Below are 16,362 nucleotides of genomic sequence, written 5' to 3'. Positions count from 1 at the left end.
AAATGCTACTGCATGCCAGTTACATCTCGACTATTTTTGGTTATTAATATTTGCGTATAATAGTCCATATATGCGCCACTTCCTATATGCGTAAAGCTCTCATCAAGCAATACTTTTCGGTGCTCCTTAGAGTTTAACCAACCATGCATCACCTCAATGACGTCGATATAAGTTGTAGCGATAATTTCACTTGCTGACTTAAATTGAATATCTAAAGCGCCCAAGCGGTCCTTCAATGAAATATCTGTATTCTCAGTTTGCTGTGTAGTCATACTTTGTAAAAATAAATTTTCGCTATTTTCCATAGCTAAACTATTAAGCGCTGGGTCATTAACAAGTGTTAATAAGCCGTAACGTTCCCTGAAAACATTCGTTAAATCCGCAAGCTGTGCTGCATTTGCTTGATGAATATACAGCTGATTATAGGAGGAAGGAGCTGGCATATGAATGATTTCCCCTATAAATTGCATTTCATAAGGCTTATGTGTAACAAGCGTTTCCTTGTCTAAAAATCGAATACCTATTAATTTTTCGGTATTTGTATCAATATATAGCTGGGCAAAAATATCCTCGAACTTCACTAATATCCGACTGTGCAAATCATAATCATTCATCGCAAACATATAAGTGTTATCTCCAATATTTGCTGTCACTTCAGACTCGATAATTGTCATACGATAAATATCTCCTAGCATTTGTCCAATTTCATAAGGAGCAACATTCATATTCAAACTATTTGTATAAACTTGTACGACTTTATCATCAGCTATACCAAACATTTTAAATCCATCTTTATTATTATAAATCCACCATTTATAATGAAACGGTGTTTTATCAATGCGCGTAGGACGTCCGTATGTAGATAATATCGTCTTACTTGTTTCGCCTATATGTGTCGATAAGCCTTCAATAGGACGCGTTAAAGCATCGCCGTTATCTACAATGGCATTTTCCTCTAAAATTGGTTGTTGCACTATGTTTGGCCCTTCAAGTGGATCATGCTGCTTCGCATTAGGACCTGCATAGTAATAGATAATGCCTAAAAAAGCGATGATAATTAAAATACGGAAAAGGGCTTCCATTTCTACCTCCTCATCTTCAATTCTTATTCATCATTATAGCAAATCAATTACGCCTCGACTAACTCTCGTCTAGATTTTTTCGGGCTGTTTGGCGGAAGTCAGCCTAAAACTTTCACGTTCTAAGACAACGGTTAACTAACCTGTATCGCACGGATTTCTCTTCAAAAATTATGACATCCCCCGGAGGCCAAAACGATGTTGTTATCTTAGTATGCGATGTTTTAGCCTAAATTCCTATTTTTCAGCGAATGTCCAAACACTGGCTGAAAGAAGTTAAAGCAAGCTTGACACAATGTTGTCATTGCAACAAAGCTAAATTTGCTCTATTATAAAATGGAGCATATATAAGTATGTACGATTTTTTTAGAGGAGGATTATACAATGCATTTTGAAAACACAAACCTTGAAGACGTAGTAGTTGATCAACAAGTGTTGACAAGAGTTTTAGAAAAACACGGCTTAGAATGCCACGGTGCTTGGGACTATGACCGCATGACTTTCGATCGTCGCTTTGATGTACGTGAAGGACGCTATTATTTACGTTTATTCTGCAGCGCTATTTCAGGCGATGTAGGCGCATACGATGCAACTTTAAAATTACACAAACCTGCAATTGGTAAATATTACTACCCACATGGTGTAGAATACACAGATGAAGTATTCCCTGCTCATTTAGTAAAGGATTGCGAAAAAATCTTAGCAGACGTGCGCAAAGATTTAGCTGAATTTGGTATTTAATTTTTTTACGGTGAGTAATCGCAGGAGCACTTACTTTCTGTACCAAAAGCGAAGCGACTGGTACACAAATATCTAACATAAAAACAGGGGCTATTTGAAAAGGTATACCTTTTCAAATAGCCCCTTTCTGACAGCCATGCTCATTTATGGTGTGGCTGCAACTTTTTAAAATGATAACTATTTTGTAAAGAAGTCTTGCTTTGAAAGCGAGAAAATAAATAGCTGCCTCCTATAACGAGAAGTCCCCCGATTCCTTGTAACCATGTTAATTGCTCACCTAAAAATAGAAAAGCCAAAATAGTCGTAAAGATAGGGTTAAAATTTAGAAAAACGCCTGCAGTTGTAGCTCCTAGTTTTTGAACACCAATATTCCATAGCAGCATGCAAATAACTGTTGAAACGATTCCTGTATAAAGCAATGCCTGAATAAAGGACATATTGATATTTGTAACAGAAAAGCTTGAAATATTAAACGGCAATAAAATCATAAGCCCAAAAATACCAGCATACAGCGTACATATTAATGGCGAAGCTGTTTGCATTGCCCATTTACTACAAATAGAGTATACGCCCCATACACATACTGCAACAATCATCCACAAATCTCCCGAGTTAAAATTGAGAGAGAGCAACAGTTCAATTTTCCCTTGCGAAAGCACTAAAATAACACCGAAAAACGAAAGTAAGATGGAAAGTATTTGTAGAAAGTTTATTCTTTCTTTTAAAAAGAGAAATGAAAAAATTGCAATTGATATCGTATTCAATGTAGAAATTAACCCAACATTTGTTGAAGTTGTATGCTCTAAAGCTATAAACTGAAAGATATTAAATAAAACGACACCAGTAATGCCCATTATAAATAATGGCAATAACTCCTGACGTGGGGGAAGTAGCCTTTTTTCTTTCCACCAGACGATAGGAAGAAGGCACATAACAGCAATTAGCCATCTTAAACTTGTCAAAGTTAACGGAGAAGCATGCGCTATAAGTGATTTGCTAACAACAAAATTCCCTCCCCAAAATAAGCTTGTAATGAGCAATAACACTACATAGCGTTTAGGCATAGTATTTTAGCCCCTTTCTTTTCAACGCTGAAAATAATCATATTGTATCGGTCTGGCATATGAGCTCAAAATCAGACAAATTATATTTATTAATTATTGGCTCTTTACCAAAATGTGGGCTTGACTATATATTCCGTTACAGGTGGCCGCTTTCTGCGGGCGTGGCTTCAACTAATTTCTTTCCACATGTACCGAAAGAAATGGATTTTCAGCTCACGTTATTTCCGCTAGAGTCGCCACCTTTCACTCCTTATATAGTCAATTAAATTGCAAGCGTATATTTTAGTATTGACACTAATTATTATAATTGATTTATATATAATGCAAAATAATATTCTTTCATAATCAATAAAAACGAAATAAAATTAAGCATAATATGATATTGATGATATATCATTCAAAATATATACTGGATACATAGCATATTACGAACGATTATTAAGGGGGCAATAGGATGGAATCAGCTATTAGCAAAGTATTAGATGCAATTGATATTGAAATTTTAGACTTACTTCAAAAAGAATCGCAAATTAGTAATGCTGAATTAGCGAGGCGCGTTAATTTATCATCACCAGCTACACATGCAAGAATCAAGCGACTAGAGAGCGAAGGCTTTATTGAACGACAAGTGGCAATTTTAAATCAAGAAAAGCTCGGATTTGATTTACTTTGCTATATTTTTATTAGCACAAATATTCATCAATCAGAGCTATTGGAAAAAATCGAGAATGCTTTAGCCACAATGTCTGAAATATTGGAATGCCACTGCTTAACTGGTGAACATGATTATTTATTAAAGGTCGTCATTCGTGATAGAAAGGAATTAGATTATTTCATAAGAAAACTAAATAAGCTTGGGATATCAAGAATCCAAACAAATTTATCATTAAGAGAAGTTAAAAATTCAACTATATTACCAATAGGAAATAATTAATTTTTATAAAATGATACTTTAATTAGTGGGGACTTTTTCCTCATCTCCCACTTCTCCTTAGCATATTTTCACTCAACTCTTGAAGTGGGGTCTTTCTGCCTGTTAATTCGGAATAAAAATAAAAAATCCCTCTAGCATAATTTTAACTAACATTTTGCTAAAGGGATTTACTTATTTTATTAATTTAAGCTTGCTGTTAAACCTGCTAAAATACTAACAATGCCAAACAAATTCCTCTATTATTCATATTTCACCTTTTGTTGGAATTCTTTTAAAGCATTCGCTGTAATTTCATCAGAATTTTTACGTTCACTATTCCACCACTTTCGGAAAACACTCACTAAAATAAACGCAAAAATAACTTCCTGGATAATTTTCATTAATACACCGCCAAGCTGTTGATCGCCAACAGGTGTCATTGATGTAAACAGCTCAGGTCCTGATAATGATAAACCTGATAAAGTTGATTTCGGCACACACAACTCCATCGCCCTCAACCACGCTTCACCATCTGTATACGTTGCATATAACGGTGCTGATGCAAAAATAATTAACCCACAGGCAGGTGTGATTAATATAGCGTTACCGATAATATAAGCAATTTTATAAAGCGGTTTTAACTGGTGCTGCCCTTCCACATTGTTGAATACTGGCCAATACATAAAAAGAGCTGCTAAAAATAAAATAAATGTAAATAAACCGTGTGTTGTTTCATCAAGCTTAATTCCATCGAAAACAAGTGGAATATGATATACCGAAAATAGCCCAATGAAAATGAAAATGGCAACGACAGGTTTCGTTACTACTTTTACAATCGGTTTAATAACAGGTGCATTCACTACGACGCGCCATATCCACCACGGAATACCTTTAATTAGTAATATTGGCGCCAATAGTAGTAAAAATGCCATTTGTGTCATATGCACTGTAAACATAATATGCCCCAACAAATCAAGCGGTGAACCTTTGATGATATAAAGTACAATCATCGCTAATATAAAATAAATAGCCTCGCTTTTTTTTAAAGGCTCACTTACCTTAAAATCCTTACGCCATGTGACAGTTACTAAAAAATATACAATCGTTAAAAATACTAAAACACCTATAAAATAAGGACTCCATAATGCTTGAAATCCAAAAATACTTAATGGCATAGCTACCGCACTCCTTTAGCTTCAATACTTCTATTATAAAGTGTCGCTAGCTATTACATCAATAGATGAACTATGACAATTACAGTAATTATTAATTAGATGTATAAAAAACTCGAACAACGGAGCTATCCGAAAAGATAGCAACTTGTTCGAGTTTTATTTTACTTACAACTTCTTAATTACCACCAAATAATTGTTAGGAAGCAAAGGAAGAATGTAAATGCGATGAATGCACCGCCCCACATGTAGAATGAAACTATTCCAATATGGTGAGTATTTTTATCTTCCATATGCATGAATGAATATAGCTGTTGTACTACTTGCACACCTGCAAGTAAAAGTACAACCGGTTTAACAAAGTTTGGAGCAAAGTCAGCTATTGCTGAAGCAAATGCTACAAATGTTAATAAAATCATTATTGCGAATTGCGTTACTTGTTGACGCATTTTCGCAGCATTTTCTTTACGATAATACTCTTGCTGAACGTGAGAACGAGCTTCGAAATGTGTATCGTGTGCCATATTATCCTAACACTCCCATCAAGTAAACTACTGTAAAGATAAATACCCATACAACGTCAATAAAGTGCCAGTATAAAGAAGCTATAAAGTACTTTGGTGCGTTATATAAGTTTAATCCACGCTTCATATTACGGAAAATTAAGCTTGAAATCCAAAGTAATCCGATAACTACGTGAACACCGTGCGTTCCTACAAGCGTAAAGAATGCAGAAGAAAACGCTGAATGTGAATAGCTAAAGCCCAGATGTACATAGTGATAGAACTCATAAATCTCTAGACATAAGAAGCTTAAACCTAAAATAACGGTAATTCCCATCCACGTTTGTACACCCTTGAAATTAAAGTTTTTCATATGGTACATCGCATAAACCGATGTTAACGAAGATGTTAAAAGAATCATTGTCATTGCGAATGCTAAAGGTAATTCATACAACGCTTGTGTTGAATACTTTGCTAAATCCATGCTAGCAGGACCAGAGTTTTTCAACGCCAAATATGTTGCGAAAAGACTTGCAAATAAAACTACTTCACAGGCAAGGAAAATCCAGAAGCCTACGACTTTGTTTTTCCCTTCCATCGTTGCTTGTTCAGCATGCGCAGGCCAGTTTTGAGGAGTGAATTTAGTATTTAAATCCATTATTTATTACCCCCTTTTTTACCTGTTGCACGGTAATGTGCTAAATCTTTTTCTGTTGCTTCAACTTCTGCTTTTGTTACGTAATAACCTAGGTCATCTTTTGCAGAACGTGTAATCATTGCTACAACCGTCATACCAATACCAAATATTAATAAACCTACAGATAATGCTGGTGATATACCCTTTGCTGTGCCTGCAATTACTTGGTCACCCCAAGGGCTATACAATGCACCAAATCCAGCAATAAACATTCCGATTGACATAACTAACGGTAAAATTGAGTTGTTCGGCATATGAATATCGCCTAGTGGCTCTGCATATACCATCCCCTCTTTATTACCTTCATGTTTCTCAATCCAGTATGGGTCATAACCACGCACAAGTGGCGTTTGTTTAAAGTTATAGAATGGTAGTGGTGTTTCTAATGCCCATTCTAAAGAACGTCCATCGCCCCAATAGTCGCGACGGTTTACTGGCTCTGACTTGATTGATAATAGAACGTTAAGCACTAATAAAATAACGCCGATACCCATCATAATCGCACCGATAGTTGAGATTAAGTTGAATAAATCCCAACCTTGATTAGGCATAAATGTAAATACGCGACGTGGCATACCCATTAAACCTAAGAAATGCTGTAAGAAGAATGTTAAATGGAATCCAATAAAGAATATCCAGAATGTTATAACTCCTAGTTTCTCACTTAATACACGGTTAAACATAATTGGCCAGTAGAAATGAGCCGCTCCGAATAAAGCCGTTACGATACCACCTACGATTACGTAGTGGAAGTGGGCTACGATAAAGTAAGAATCATGTAATTGGTAATCAAGTGGCGCAGCAGCCATCATAACACCTGTTACCCCACCCGCTACGAATGACGGGATAAAGCCTAATGCATAAAGCATTGGAACCGTTACTTTAATTGAACCGCCCCAAATTGTTAAAATCCAGTTAAATACTTTCATACCAGTTGGTACGGCAATTGTCATTGTTGCTACGGCGAAAATCGCATTCGCTGTTGCACCAAGACCTACTGTAAACATGTGGTGAGCCCATACCATGAACCCTAAAAATCCGATTAAAATTGTTGCGAATACCATTGAAGAATATCCGAATAATCGTTTACGAGCAAATACCGGAATAATTTCTGAGAATAATCCGAACGCAGGTAATACTAAAATATAAACTTCAGGGTGACCAAAAATCCAGAATAAATGCTCCCAAATAATTGTATTACCACCCATCAAATGATCGAAGAAGTTAGCTCCGAACATACGATCCACTAATAATAAGAATAAACTTACAGTAAGTGGAGGGAAAGCGAATAAAATTAATGTACTAGATACTAATGTAGTCCACGTAAATAGTGGCATACGCATAAATGTCATACCAGGTGCACGCATCGTAATAATTGTTACGATAAAGTTAATACCTGAAATTAATGTACCAGCACCAGAAATTTGTAAGCCTAGTATATAGAAATCAATACCATGACCTGGTGAATATAAAGATAATGATGCGTAAGAAGTCCATCCTGCATCAGGTGCCCCACCTAAGAAGAATGATAGGTGAAGAAACACTGCCCCTAGGAAGAACAGCCAAAATCCTAATGAGTTTAAAAATGGGAATGCTACGTCACGCGCACCTATTTGCAAAGGTACAATGGCATTCATAAAGGCAAATAGCAACGGTGTTGCTGCTAAGAATAACATCGTTGTACCATGCATCGTTAATAGTTCGTTAAAAGTACCCGCCGACATGAAAGTACTTTCAGGGAACATAAGTTGGAAACGCATAAATAACGCTTCAAGTCCGGCAATCGCAAAGAATAATGTACCGGCAGCTAAATACAAAATGGCAATTTTTTTATGGTCAACTGTCGTTAAAAAGTCCCATACTTGTGCGCCAAAGCTTTTTTTCTGTGCAACAGAGCTCACAACTTTAACCTCCTTCAAAGTTTCTATCTCTTGTTATTATTTTTCTACAGATAGTGTCATTAAATACTCAGCGATAGCTTGAGCTTCTTCTTCTGTAACGTTATACTTGTCAGTCATTAAGTTACCTGGCTTGTAGTACTCTGGGTCCATAATCCAATCTGCTGTTTTTTCAACAGTGTGGTCCATGAAGCCAGCTACACGGTTACGGTCTCCAAATGTTGTTAAGTTCGGTCCGAATGCACCTGCTACACCAACACCTGAAACAGCGTGACAGCCTAGGCAGCTATTTGCAAACGTTGCTTCACCTAAATCTGTTGATTCAGCAGAAGCTGTATTGCCCTCAGTAGCTTTCATAGAAGCTACCCATGCATCAAATGCCTCAGGGCTTAGAGTTTTTACTTTAAAGTCCATTAAAGCATGTGATGGTCCGCAAAGCTCCGCACATTTTCCGAAGAATACACCCTCTTCAAGGTCCTTAGATTCCTTTTCAAAATCTAAATAGAATTTGTTTAAGTTCTCAACGTTCGTATCCATTTTCCCACCTACAGCAGGAATCCAGAATGAGTGTTTTACATCTGCCGCCATTAAGTTAAAGTAAACTCTTTCGCCAGTCGGTACTACAAGCTCCTGTGCTGTTACGATTCCTTGGTTAGGATATTCAAACTCCCACCAATATAACTTTGCTGTAACATTCACAGTTAAAGCTGTTTTCTCACCATTTTCATTTACATCTTCCATTGCTGAAACATCCGCAAATTTATAAGTAGCAGAAATTACAGGAATAGCGATAATGATTAATAAAATAATCGGAATAACTGCCCAAATCACTTCTAATGTGTGACTACCTTCTACTTGTTTCGGCATTACATTTTCACCGACTCTTGAACGACGGAATCTGAAGAATGCAAGTAAGTAAATTATCGACACAACAACGACTACGATTGTCATAATAATTGTTGTGAGCATTAAAAGATTGAATTGTTCTCTTCCGACAGAGCCAGCTGGTCTCAAAGTGGAAAGATGCTCTTCACCACAAGCGGCAAGGAATACTGTCATTACTGCTAAAAGTGAAAATAGACGCCATTTTTTAAGCCCTTTTATCATAGCCTAATTAAACCCCTCTTTCTTTATTGTATTTCCATGTGTAACTCGGACTGCGATTCTCCATAGAAAAAGAATTCTTAGCTAGTTGCTTAGTGTGACGATAACATCTCTTTATCGCACATTTTAATTATACAAACACCTTCTTCAAGTGTGCCCTAAATACGCAACTCGTATAAGTCAAAATATTCTTTAACTATAGCACCTGAACGACTATCAACTTAATCCTCATATTCCATCACATGTCAGCACTATTAAATGCTATAATTACAAAATTTCGCTTACACCGAATTAACAACTTTAATAATGTTACATTTGTTATATCCTTAAAACTTTTCATAATAAATGACTATCACATTTTTCTCTCTTGCTGTGCAGTTATTTATTTAAACGCTAAAAACCAGTCTAAATAAATGCGTGAAACGATTGAAAACGTTTTAAGTTTTTTATCTACAATTGCAACATAATTGAAAACTGCCTTTCATTTTTGTAAGCATATTCCGCTAATATAACTATAGCGAAATTTCCGATTAATTTCTAGACGTTTGGTGAAATTTCAATGAAGAATGCGTGAAAGGTCCACAACTACTAGGAATATAGAAATACCATATTCTATACTAAGCTATTTTACAATGTGTTTTGTGAAAGGATTGGCACGAATTTATGAACAATTTGTGAAGAGCTTTTTATATTAAAATACTTATCCTGATTGAAGTTGTCTTTTATAATATAATCCGCTATTATCTAAAATGATAAACGCTTTTTGAAGGCGATAATGATGTAAAAGTAGGTGTATTATAATTGAAACATAGCAAATATTTAAAAGCGCTCGCAGTAGCAGCAACAGTTGGTATGCTCCTTATTTTACTCGGCGGTGCACTCGTTACGAAAACAGATAGTGGTTTAGGCTGTGGTCGAAACTGGCCAGATTGTAACGGTTCACTTATTCCGAAAGAGATTACAGCAGAAGTATTAATTGAATTCTCACATCGTGCAGTAACTGGCTCAGTATCAATTCTTATCGTTCTTTTAGTCGTATGGACATGGCGCTCACTTGGCCATATACGCGAAGTTAAATTTTTAGGTATACTCGCTATCTTCTTCTTAGTCGCACAAGCCTTAATTGGTGCAGCACAAGTACTTTGGGGACAAGGTGACTTTATTTTAGCGTTGCATTTCGGTATTTCCCTCATTTCTTTCGCAGCCGTCTTACTATTGGCACTCATCGTCTTTGAAGTCGACCGCAAATTTGATGCAGATAAAGTCCGCATTAACAGTAAGCTAAAAAAACATACAATTGCGATTACTATTTATTCATACGTTGTAGTATATACAGGTGCATTAGTACGACATACAAACTCAAGTCTCGTTTGTCCTGATTGGCCATTTTGTAATAACAATAATCCTGCCGCATTACCAATCAATATGTATGAATGGGTACAAATGGGGCATCGCGTTGCCGCAGTATCAATCGCAGTTTGGATAGCATACATTACATGGCATGTTATTAAAGAATATAAAAATCAAAAGACAATCTATTGGGGTTGGATTTTAGCATCTGTCCTTGTCATTTTACAATCACTAGCAGGTATGCTCGTTATTTTCACACACCTTAACTTATTTATGTCATTGCTTCACTCTCTATTTATTTCTTTATTGTTCGGACTGTTTTGCTATATGATTTTACTTGTATTACGCAGCAATTTTAACCAAAAAACAAATTGATTTGAGGCGTCGAGAAAGCTAGCTTTCTCGACGCTTTATTTGAAATCGGGTTTAGCGACAGCTCTTTTTTCAAGTTTATGAGCGAATTCGAGTGGTTTACGAGCGATTCCAACCGCTTTATGAGCGAATTTAGCCATCTTACGAGCGAATTAGTCCTTTCTACCCCCTTGCTCGAAAAACCACTTTGGTTCAGCAACATGATTAAGAAAGAGCTTTGGTAAACACCGTTAAAGCCAGTGTTCATAACACTTTCAAAGGAAATCAACTCCATTTTACCCAAACATCAAAAGCGTCCCAAAAGCCGGCAACTGTATGGCTTTCGGGACGTCTTTATTTATTCTAATTCAATTAATAAATCACCTGTTGAAATCGCATCACCTGATGCAGCGTAAATTTCTTTGACAATACCATCTTTCGGCGCTTGCACCGTCGTCTCCATTTTCATCGCCTCTGTAATTAACAAGTGGTCGCCTCGTTTAACCGCGCTTCCTTTCGACACAACTACTTTCAGCACTGTGCCTGGCATCGTTGCCGCGATTTGATTTGGATTGGATGGGTCTGCCTTCAATGCCACACTGCCATCTACTTCGACTGTTAAATCTTGAATGACAAGCTCACGTGATTGACCGTTTAACTCAAAGTAAATGATGCGCGTACCGTCATGCTGTGGCTCTCCTATCGACACAAGCTTAACGATTAATGTTTTACCTTTTTCGATTTCAACTTCAATTTCTTCTCCTAGCTTTAAGCCGTATAAGAAGGTTGGCGTATCTAACACGGATGTGTCACCAAATTGTGCATAAATATTCGCATATTCTTCAAATACTTTTGGATATAACGCATATGCTAGCACGTCTTTTTTCGTGACAGCGCGTCCGATTTTCTCTGTCAATTCTGCTGTTAGCTGTTCAAAATCAACTGGTGCCAATAGCTCACCAGGACGCACAGTAATCGCCTCTCGCTCCTTTAACACAACGCGCTGTAAGTCCTGCGGGAAGCCACCATGCGGTTGACCTAAATAGCCTTGGAAAAACTCGATAACAGAATCTGGGAAATCAATACCTTGACCCCGCTCCAAAATATTATCTTCAGTTAAATCATTTTGTACCATGAATAATGCCATATCCCCAACAACTTTTGACGATGGCGTTACTTTAACAATATCACCAAACATAAAGTTTACTTGAGAGTACATTTTTTTCACTTCATCCCAGCGGTCTCCTAGCCCAACCGCCTTTGCTTGCTGCTGTAAATTACTATATTGTCCACCTGGCATTTCATGTACATAAATTTCTGAATGTGGGCTGTTCATACCACTCTCAAAATCTTTGTAATATTTGCGTACATCTTCCCAGTAATAGTTTAATTGCTCTAATGACTCGATGTCGGCGCGGATTTCGCGACTAGCACCCTTCGTCGCATAGTACAGCGAGTTAGCGCTTGGTTGTGATGTTAAACCAGCCATTGAACCTAAAGCCGTATCGACAATATCTACACCTGCTTCAATCGCCTTTGCATACAAGTAAATGCCATTACCGCTCGTATCATGTGAATGCAAGTGAATTGGTAAGCTTGTTGCATCCTTTAGCTCTGCAATTAGGCGATATGCTGCTTCAGGCTTCAATAAGCCTGCCATATCTTTAATCGCCAAAATATGTGCACCTGCTGCCTCTAGTTCACGTGCCATATCTTTATAATACTGTACCGTATATTTTGCACGAGCATCATCTAAAATATCGCCTGTATAGCAAATAGCTGCCTCTGCGATTTTCCCGCTAGTACGCACTTCATCAATCGCGACCTCCATACCTTTAATCCAGTTCAAGCTATCGAAAATACGGAACACATCGATACCAGACGCAGCCGATTCTTGGATAAACTCGCGAATTAAATTATCTGGATAGTTCGTATAGCCAACAGCATTTGCTCCGCGCAGTAACATTTGGAACAGCACATTTGGCATTTGCTGGCGCAGCTTTTCTAAACGTGCCCAAGGGTCTTCCTTTAAGAAGCGATAAGCAACGTCAAATGTTGCTCCCCCCCACATTTCAAGCGAGAAGAAGTTATGCATCATACGCGCCGTATGGTCTGCGATTTGGAACATATCCTGTGAACGCATGCGTGTCGCTAAAAGCGATTGGTGCGCATCTCTAAACGTTGTATCCGTCAAAAGTACATCATTTTGCGCTTTAATCCATTCAACTAAACCATCTGCACCACGCTCATCTAAAATTTGCTTTGTGCCAGCAGGCGGCGGTGTTAATAAATCAATTTTCGGCTTATTTGGCTGAACAAAAATAGGCTTTGTTCGCTTTTCCACCCCTGGAAAACCATTCAATGTTACGTTTCCAATGTAGTTCAAAAGCTTTGTCCCTCGGTCTTTTCTTTCTGGGAATTCGAATAACTCTGGTGTTGTGTCAATGAAGCTTGTATCAAATTGTCCATTTAAAAATTTCTCATGCACAACAACATTTTCTAAAAATGGAATATTTGTTTTTACTCCACGAATACGGAATTCACGTAAGTTTCGATCCATTTTAGCTGCTGCCTGAGCAAATGTCATACCCCATGTTGAAATTTTAACAAGCAATGAATCATAATAAGGTGTAACAACAGCCCCTTGGAAGCCGTTCCCTGCATCTAAGCGTACACCAAAGCCGCCGCTTGAGCGATAAACCATTAGCTTTCCTGTATCTGGCATGAAATCATTTGTTGGGTCTTCCGTCGTTACGCGTGATTGAATCGCATAACCGAATAATGGAATTTTGTCCTGCGCTGGGATACCAATTAGTTCAGAGTGTAGTGCATGCCCTTCAGCGACTTTAATTTGCGCATGAACAATATCAATTCCTGTAATCATCTCAGTAATTGTATGTTCTACTTGAATACGTGGATTCACTTCGATGAAATAAAAATCATCGCCTGCTACTAAAAATTCCACCGTACCAGCATTAATATAGTTAACATTGCGCATTAATTTCACTGCTGCATCACAAATACGTTGACGTAAATCTGCCGAAATGGAATTTGACGGCGCAATTTCCACAACTTTTTGGTGACGGCGTTGGATTGAGCAATCACGCTCATATAGATGGACAATTTCGCCTGTCATATCCCCTAAAATTTGCACTTCAATATGCTTCGGCTTAACAATGCATTTTTCTACATATACTTCATCCGACCCAAAGGCTGCTTTCGCCTCTGACTTGGCTCGTTCATATGCCGATGCAAGCTCATCCTTTGTTTGCACCATGCGCATCCCGCGTCCTCCACCGCCTAAAGCTGCTTTAATCATAATTGGGTAGCCATATTTTTCAGCAAATGCTTCTACCTCGCCTAAATCAGCTACAGGTCCATCTGTCCCTGGGATAACAGGAATATCTGCTTGAATGGCTTGCTCACGCGCTTTTACTTTATCGCCAAACATATCTAAATGTGCAGAAGTTGGTCCAATAAATTGAATCCCCTCTTCCTCACAGCGTCTAGCAAAATCAACATTTTCTGATAAAAAACCGTAGCCGGGGTGAATCGCATCCACTTGTGCATCTTTTGCAATTGAGAGTATACTTTCTATGTCTAAATAGGCATCAATTGGCTTTTTGCCAGCCCCTACTAAATAAGCTTCATCTGCTTTGTAGCGATGATAAGCGCCGCTATCCTCGCGTGAATAAATCGCAACGGTTTTAATACCTAGCTCATTACACGCCCTGAAAATTCGAATAGCGATTTCCCCTCTGTTTGCTACTAATATCTTGCTAATTTTCTTCATTCCTCAAAATCCCTCCTATGATTGCTTACGCTTATCAAATTTATAGTACATAGAAATATTAATTAATATTCCCATCGCTAACGATAGTAACAGTATTGACGTACCACCATAACTAATAAATGGCAACGTAACACCGGTTAAAGGGAAAATCCCTGATAAACCTGACAAATTTAAAAACGCTTGGAAGCCAATCCATACAGCAATCCCACCAGCAATCATTCGCGCTAACGGGTCTTTTGTCGTCATAGCAATATATAAGCCTCGTAATACAATAAAGGCAAGTCCAACAATAACAATTCCTACACCGAGCACACCGAGCTCCTCAGCTATAATAGCCATAATAAAATCCGTTTCTGGGTGTGGCAAATAACCGAGCTTTTGAATCGATTGCCCAAGCCCTCGACCTTCAAGCCCCCCCCCACCGATTGCCAAATAGCCATTAACAATTTGATAGCCAGAACCATTAGCATATTCAAATGGGTTTTTTAAAACTAAAAGTCGCCCCATACGACTTTCGTTAATAATATCATCTTTAATTAAAAAAACAGCCCCTATAATAACCGTGCCAAAAACCCCTAAAACAGTCGCAAACTTCCCTAATGTTTTCCCCTTTATACCGCTAAACATAAGGACAGACATGGCAATTACCCCAATAATCATAATCGCCCCTAAATCGGTTTCCATACCGACACTAAATAAAATGATTAACCAAATAGAAATTGGGTAAATGATATCATTCGGTTGCACATTTTGAATGGAGTTTTCCCGCAGTCCTTTTTTATAAAGTGAGCCTGCAAAGTATAATATAACGAATAGCTTTGCATATTCAGAAGGTTGGAAGTTCATGGCGCCAAATAAAGAAATCCAACTTTTAGAGCCACCTGCTTCAATTCCCTTAACATTAACCCAAAGGAGCAAAATCGCCATCACACTCATCAGTATAAAAAGAATGCTTTTATTACTGTAATGCTTGTAAGGAAAAAGTGCCCCAGCTAAAAATGCTAGCGCTGCGATTTTTAAATTGGTTAGCTGCTTCAAATAATAATAATCTGGAGGTCTCTCTTCCGTAATAGCTACCATCATGCTCGAACTGTAAATCATAACAAGCCCGAATAAGCACAAGAATAGATATGTAAAAAACAATGGATAGTCAAAATTGCGAAAATAAGTAACTAAATATTTTTTCATTTCAAAAAACCTCGTTTAGAAAAAAAACTCAAAGCGCGTAAAGCGTTTGAGTTTTTTTATTTTTCTGTATACGCATCATGTAGAAGAGATAATTCTTTTTCTAATGAATCAAGAATTTCTTTTCCTCTATCACGCTCAATTAAGCCGAGTTTCACAGCGAAATCAATTTCACGTGATAAGCCAAACATTTGTGTATCTAATACTTCTTCATATAAAGGACACTGTGGCATTGTTAAGTGGTCCATCTGCACTTTAATTAAGCGTGCAATTTTCTCTGCATCCGCCTGTAATAATGTTAATGCCTTTTCCTGAAAAGAAGATTGTGCTTTAGTATCCATGAGGACGCCCCCATTATCTGATATTTCTTGGATTGTATATTAATAAATTTTATCTTTTAGTGAGTAAAAATGCAAGTATCTATATAAGCAATCTACTCTTTTGTCATACATTGTTATGAAAAAGGTCTATTAAACTAGCAAAAATTGTGGAAAATAATTATTTTCTGATTT

Annotated in this window: 13 protein-coding genes; 3 read left to right on the top strand and 10 right to left on the bottom strand. The window is 37.4% G+C overall.

The window, feature by feature from the left end; genetic code table 11:
* Positions 1–5 precede the first annotated feature (5 nt).
* A complete protein-coding gene (locus C9J36_RS03280; protein WP_107942226.1) occupies positions 6–1,082 on the bottom strand; it encodes a CAP domain-containing protein in 1,077 nt (358 codons plus the stop codon).
* A 381-nt stretch (positions 1,083–1,463) separates the two neighbouring features.
* Between C9J36_RS03280 and C9J36_RS03275 the strand changes: the two genes are divergently transcribed.
* Positions 1,464–1,820: a YugN family protein gene (locus C9J36_RS03275; protein ID WP_066169678.1), complete on the top strand. Its 357-nt coding sequence runs from the start codon at positions 1,464–1,466 to the stop codon at positions 1,818–1,820.
* A 140-nt stretch (positions 1,821–1,960) separates the two neighbouring features.
* On the opposite strand, the gene C9J36_RS03270 is transcribed toward C9J36_RS03275, so the two are convergent.
* A complete protein-coding gene (locus C9J36_RS03270; RefSeq protein ID WP_107942225.1) occupies positions 1,961–2,884 on the bottom strand; it encodes a DMT family transporter in 924 nt (307 codons plus the stop codon).
* A gap of 454 nt (positions 2,885–3,338) precedes the next feature.
* Between C9J36_RS03270 and C9J36_RS03265 the strand changes: the two genes are divergently transcribed.
* Positions 3,339–3,818 carry an Lrp/AsnC family transcriptional regulator gene (locus C9J36_RS03265; protein WP_066169673.1) on the top strand — a complete coding sequence of 160 codons (480 nt, stop codon included), beginning with the start codon at positions 3,339–3,341 and terminating at the stop codon, positions 3,816–3,818.
* Positions 3,819–4,057: 239 nt separating this feature from the next.
* Here C9J36_RS03265 and ctaG read toward each other — a convergent pair whose 3' ends face one another.
* The 5 genes from ctaG to coxB form a co-directional block, all read right to left on the bottom strand.
* Positions 4,058–4,972 carry a cytochrome c oxidase assembly factor CtaG gene (gene ctaG / locus C9J36_RS03260; protein ID WP_066169671.1) on the bottom strand — a complete coding sequence of 305 codons (915 nt, stop codon included), beginning with the start codon at positions 4,970–4,972 and terminating at the stop codon, positions 4,058–4,060.
* 179 nt (positions 4,973–5,151) lie between these two features.
* On the bottom strand, positions 5,152–5,493 hold the full coding sequence (locus C9J36_RS03255) for a cytochrome C oxidase subunit IV family protein (protein WP_066169666.1): 342 nt from the start codon (positions 5,491–5,493) through the stop codon (positions 5,152–5,154).
* Between the two features lies 1 nt (position 5,494).
* Positions 5,495–6,130: a cytochrome (ubi)quinol oxidase subunit III gene (locus C9J36_RS03250; protein WP_066169663.1), complete on the bottom strand. Its 636-nt coding sequence runs from the start codon at positions 6,128–6,130 to the stop codon at positions 5,495–5,497.
* Positions 6,130–8,070, bottom strand: coding sequence for a cytochrome c oxidase subunit I (locus C9J36_RS03245; RefSeq protein ID WP_066169660.1), 1,941 nt, complete (start codon positions 8,068–8,070; stop codon positions 6,130–6,132). The genes C9J36_RS03250 and C9J36_RS03245 overlap by 1 nt, the downstream gene beginning before the upstream one ends.
* A gap of 36 nt (positions 8,071–8,106) precedes the next feature.
* Entirely contained in the window at positions 8,107–9,174 is a 1,068-nt protein-coding gene (gene coxB, locus C9J36_RS03240) for a cytochrome c oxidase subunit II (protein ID WP_107942224.1), read from the bottom strand.
* 798 nt (positions 9,175–9,972) lie between these two features.
* On the opposite strand from coxB, the gene C9J36_RS03235 reads away from it, so the two are divergent.
* Complete coding sequence (locus C9J36_RS03235; RefSeq protein WP_082799092.1) at positions 9,973–10,896, top strand: COX15/CtaA family protein; 924 nt, start codon at positions 9,973–9,975, stop codon at positions 10,894–10,896.
* A 334-nt stretch (positions 10,897–11,230) separates the two neighbouring features.
* Here the strand turns inward: C9J36_RS03235 and pyc are convergent, their stop codons facing one another.
* Genes pyc through C9J36_RS03220 form a run of 3 tightly spaced genes read right to left on the bottom strand, consistent with a single transcriptional unit; the run spans position 11,231 to position 16,191 of the window.
* The gene (gene pyc / locus C9J36_RS03230; protein WP_107942223.1) at positions 11,231–14,665 is read right to left on the bottom strand and encodes a pyruvate carboxylase; all 3,435 of its coding nucleotides are present in this window, start codon (positions 14,663–14,665) and stop codon (positions 11,231–11,233) included.
* 15 nt (positions 14,666–14,680) lie between these two features.
* Entirely contained in the window at positions 14,681–15,853 is a 1,173-nt protein-coding gene (locus C9J36_RS03225) for an FtsW/RodA/SpoVE family cell cycle protein (protein ID WP_066169651.1), read from the bottom strand.
* A gap of 56 nt (positions 15,854–15,909) precedes the next feature.
* A complete protein-coding gene (locus C9J36_RS03220) occupies positions 15,910–16,191 on the bottom strand; it encodes an Fpa/YlaN family protein (RefSeq protein ID WP_066169650.1) in 282 nt (93 codons plus the stop codon).
* Between the last annotated feature and the right edge of the window lie 171 nt (positions 16,192–16,362).

It is taken from the genome of Metasolibacillus fluoroglycofenilyticus, assembly GCF_003049645.1.
Classification (GTDB): Bacteria; Bacillota; Bacilli; order Bacillales_A; family Planococcaceae; genus Metasolibacillus; species Metasolibacillus fluoroglycofenilyticus.
This window is presented reverse-complemented; position numbering and strand designations above follow the sequence as displayed.